At 34.4% G+C, this 4,338-nt stretch carries 3 protein-coding genes and 1 pseudogene; all 4 read left to right on the top strand.

Going from position 1 to position 4,338, the window contains the following annotated elements; translation table 11 throughout:
- Nucleotides 1-127 (top strand): hypothetical protein (locus tag QZV03_RS11260; protein WP_394350694.1); only part of this gene is annotated, 127 nt, incomplete at its 5' end.
- Between the two features lie 278 nt (nucleotides 128-405).
- The gene (locus QZV03_RS11115) at nucleotides 406-2,100 is read left to right on the top strand and encodes an ATP-grasp domain-containing protein (RefSeq protein ID WP_296876788.1); all 1,695 of its coding nucleotides are present in this window, start codon (nucleotides 406-408) and stop codon (nucleotides 2,098-2,100) included.
- Nucleotides 2,101-2,109: 9 nt separating this feature from the next.
- A complete protein-coding gene (locus tag QZV03_RS11120; protein WP_296876789.1) occupies nucleotides 2,110-3,828 on the top strand; it encodes an MATE family efflux transporter in 1,719 nt (572 codons plus the stop codon).
- 261 nt (nucleotides 3,829-4,089) lie between these two features.
- Nucleotides 4,090-4,338 (top strand): annotated as a pseudogene (locus QZV03_RS11125) (translation initiation factor IF-2 subunit beta); the annotation flags it as partial.

The raw sequence follows: 4,338 nt of genomic DNA on the forward strand, positions 1-4,338 counted from the left end.
CCTCAAGAACATCATGGTTGATGAATATGATATGAGTGAAGAAAAAGTCGAAAGCAGCGTTAGACAACTCAAAAGCAAGGGAATCATTTATGAGCCAACAAATGGCTATCTTAGAAGAGTTGACTGATATTTCTTTCTTTTCTAACCAAATTGTATTTTCAAATTTAAATCATTCACTGATTTAAATTTCTTTTTTTATTTTTTTTTAAGAGCAACTCGATAATTGTTTAAGTGATTCTATTTTGTATTTTTTTCATGATTTATCTTATTTTATTTATTTTTTATTTAAAATATCCCAATATTTTTATTAATATTATTGTGATAGCATGTGAATTTATAACAAAAAATAAATTTTTAATGTAGTAAAGATAAATAATTAGATAAAGTATAGAACGGTGTTTTTTCATGAGAAATATTATTATTGTACAGTGCATGTCAACAGGGAAGAATTATGTTCAGGACATTATTGACAGAAATTGCAATCCAATAGTTTTGGAAATGAAGCCATTCGGTGATTCTGAAGATGCAATGGCATATCAAGAAGAGGTAAAAGAGGAATATGAATTAATCGAAAATGATTTTGATTTGATTTATGAAAAGGACACTTATGAAGAAACACTTGAAATGGTGAGGGAATATAATCCATTAGTCATCGTTCCAGGTACTGAAGATGGTGTTATACTGGCTACAAGGCTTGCAAATGACTTGGACCTTTTATGCAACCCTATTGAAAACATAGATGCATTGACCTTGAAGAATGAAATGCAGAACAGGTTGGCAGAAAATGGCCTTCGCTCAATAAAAGGTAAGGTTGTCAGATCCCTGGAAGAAGCTATTGAGTATTATGATGAGGACGGCCTTGAGGGGGTTGTAGTGAAGCCTGTATACAGTGCCGCATCAGTTGGGGTTAGGTTATGCTCAGACAGACAGGAAATGATTGAAGCGGTCAAGGAAGTGTTTAACTTGACTGGGGTTTACGGAAATGAGTTGAAGGAACTGGTAATTCAGGAACGTATCATGGGCCAGGAATATGTCGTAGACACAGTTTCCTGCAATGGAATTCACCGTGTAACCACAATATGGAAATACAACAAGATCATGACTGATGAGGGAGGCAACATCTACGACTATGATGAAACTGTTACCGAATTGGGGATAGGCGAATCTGAGCTTGTTGAATATGCTTATGATGTTGCAGATGCATTGGGAGTCAAGTACGGCCCTGTTCATGGGGAATATATGATAGATGAAAAAGGACCTGTTTTAATTGAAGTTAATTGCCGTCCTCATGGAGACAGTTTGGATAGAAAATTCATGGATTTCATTTCAGGCCAGCACGAAACAGACAGTGCTCTTGATTCCTATTTGAATCCTGAAAAATTCAATCTGGAGCGCATGAAAGGGTATCATCTATTTGCACGGGGAGTTGTAAAAAATTTCATTATCCCAAAAGACTTGATTGCCCGGTCTTCTCCGATGAATTCAATTGGAGTTAACTTGAAAAGCTTCTTCAAAACAGACCTCCACTCAATTGAAAAACCTGAAGCATTCTCTAAAACTCAAGATTTAGAAACTTCTGGAGGAACTATATATCTGGCTCATAAAGATCCTAATCAACTTCAAAGGGATATTGACTTTTTAAGAGACCTTGAAAAACGTGCTTTCCAATTGGTTTTCAGTGAGGAATTGCATAATGATGTGGAGATTAATGATGATGAGATTTTCAAGGAAATTGAATATCTGATGAATGAAATCAAGGCATATGGCACTTCTCTTTTAGTCACTGAAACTCATTTTGATGATTTGGATATATTTCAGGTTTCAATCGATGATTTGAATGAAATCAAGGGAACTTTTGACTGTGTAGTCATTAATCTAAATAAAAGTCTTAGAGATATGAAGGATGATGAGATTGCCAAACTCTTCCTGAATATATTCGACAAGGTCAAGTTTGGAGGATTGATTTTCATTCCAAAAACAACCTATGCATTCATGCCTAATTCAAGACTGGGTGCCGAAGCGCTTCTAAGAATATTGAACTTTAAAATAGAGTTGCCGATACATAAATTGAACAGAATGGTTATTGCATCAAAAAGATAGTTGGATATCATGACATATGAGCGTAATTTTAATTTATTGAACAGCAAGTTCAGGGAACTGTTTTTTCCGACATTGATAACTTCAATTGCAGGCAATTTCGCAGTTCTGGTTGATGCATTCTTCATCAGCATGTTCATGGGTTCAGTGTATTTGTCTGTTGTTCAAAGTATTGAACCTTTCGTTGCATTTATCAATGTCGTTTACTGGCTTATAGGTCTGGGAGGAAGTATAGTTTGTACAATGGCCCGGGCGGAATTTGATGAGGAGCGCAGCAACTCATATTTCACGATTGCAATCATCGGGATTATAATAATTGGTCTGCTCATTACATTATCAACAATCGTGTTCCAGAATGAATACGTTAATCTATTATGTCATTCTCCCCAATTTAAGCAATTTGTTACCCAATACTTCTATTACTATGCTCTTGGAATTGTGTTTGAATGTTACATGACTAGTCTGGCATATTTCATCAAGACTGACGGATTCATTAACATGCAGTTCAAGGCATTTATGATTTGTAATGTTATAAACATAATATTCGATATTGTTTTTATGAAATTCATGAACTTTGGGATTTCAGGTGCTGCAATGGCAACCACCGTGGGCCATATAGTCTCTGCAATTTACATTACACTTTACTTCTTCAAGGCGGATAGAACATTAAGGGTAATTAAAGTTAAAACATCAAAGATCATTGGCTATCTTGCAGACATATGCAAATCCGGTTTTGCAGGCGCTTCAATTCCACTTTACACCACAATAAGATTGATTATATTGAATGCTTTGATTGCTGGACTTTTAGGAGATTTGGGTCTGTCAGCATATGATATGTGTTATAACGCATTGTATCTAGTTGACATTTTCATTTTAGGCACTGTTCAATCAATCCTGCCTATTTCTGCAGTCTATTATAAAGAAGAGGACTTCACCGGCGTGGATTATGTGACAAGAAGATCCCTTAAGATAGTTATTGGATTTGCATTGTTCTTCTCAGTATTGCTCATATTGTTCCCGCAAATTGTGCTTTTCATGTTTAATGTAAACAATCCTGCAGATATTCCTATGATAATGAATATCATTAGAATATTTTCAGTAAGCTTCATTGCATTTGCAATAAATAGCCTCTACAGCTTTTATGCAGAATCTGTCCAGTATGATAAATTCGCTAATCTTATCACTCTATTTCAGGGATTATTGTTCCCTGTTGCATTTGCATACCTTTTAACTCACTTCTTTGGAGCTGATGGATTTTGGATTTCACTTGTTGCATCTGAATTTGCAACCGTACTTTTTATTGCCATATACTCTAAAGCTAAGGCTAAAAGAAGCAATGGGGAGTACTACGGATTTTTCCTCAATAGGAAACATGATGCAAAATCCGTGTTTGAATTCACAATCACAGGAAATGTTGATGATGCGGTCAACATTTCTGAAAATATTCAGGAGTCATTTGATGATGCAAGGTTGTCAGTATTGGTGAGCATGGCGATTGAGGACATGATTGTCCATATCATCGATATAAACGAGAGCATAGACTTGATTGATGTGATTATCCGGGATAATGAGGATTATATTCTAATATCCATCAAGTATTCAGGCAAGGGCATTAATGTGATGGAGGATGAAAGCATTGAATCAAATATTGCAATCCTGAATAACATTTCCCAGAAAATAGATTATTCCCAGATATTGGGCTTGAATAACATTGTAATTACAATTGAATGAATGTTTAACTTTCGAGTGGCCTGTTAAAAATATTAAAATTTTCCAATGATTTTGAAATTAATCCATATTAAAAAAAAGTTATTAAATATAAACTGGCATATACATTACATTAATAAATAATAAAATACATAACTTATATTAATGTAAATTATATAATGATAAAAAGTTGAAGATGAAAAATTCACACTTAATTTTTACTAATAGAAAACTACATTTTACTAATTAGAGAGTTTAAAAAATATAAATCACAAAGGTGAAATCATGGATGATTATGAAAACTTATTAAACAGAGCTATTGACCAATTGCCTCCGGAAGTTTTTGAAAGCAAAAGATTCGAACCTGTAAAGGCATATTCAGTAATTCAAGGTAACAGAACATTTATTCAAAACTTCAAGGATGTTGCAGACTCTTTAAACAGAGACCCTCAGCACATACTGAAATTCCTGCTCAGGGAATTAGGTACTGCTGGAAACCTTGAAGGAGTAAGAGCAATCCTGCAAGGTAAATTC

Origin of the sequence: uncultured Methanobrevibacter sp., assembly GCF_902788255.1 — an archaeon.
Classification (GTDB): Archaea; Methanobacteriota; Methanobacteria; order Methanobacteriales; family Methanobacteriaceae; genus Methanocatella.